The organism is Clostridioides sp. ZZV15-6597, from assembly GCF_020657815.1.
Classification (GTDB): domain Bacteria; phylum Bacillota; class Clostridia; order Peptostreptococcales; family Peptostreptococcaceae; genus Clostridioides.
This window is the reverse complement of sequence record NZ_JAGWCT010000285.1, coordinates 1-335: the sequence shown is the minus strand read 5'-3', so window position 1 is coordinate 335 and position 335 is coordinate 1. Positions and strand designations below refer to the sequence as shown.

At 27.5% G+C, this 335-nt stretch carries 1 protein-coding gene; it reads left to right on the top strand.

Annotation, left to right across the window (positions count from 1 at the left end; genetic code table 11):
* Window positions 1-37: 37 nt before the first annotated feature.
* Window positions 38-335 (top strand): IS200/IS605 family transposase (gene tnpA / locus KGF52_RS21230; RefSeq protein ID WP_227841543.1); only part of this gene is annotated, 298 nt, incomplete at its 3' end.

Here is a 335-nt window from a genome sequence, read left to right as displayed (position 1 = left end):
TAAAATCAGTAGTAAAAACTGAAAGGAAGTAATTACAATGAAATTAGATAGTAATAATCATTCAGTATTTTTGTTACACTATCACTTAGTTATGTGTATAAAATATAGAAGAAAAGTAATAGATAACTCTATATCAGATAGACTAAAAGATATATTTGTAGATATCTCCCAAAATTATGGAGTGGAGTTGCTAGAATGGAATCATGATATTGACCATGTGCACTTGTTATTCAAAGCAAAACCAAATACAGAGATATCTAAACTGCTAAATGCTTATAAATCAGCATCAAGTAGAAGAATAAAGAATGAATTTCCAAGTATTCGTAAGTCCTTAT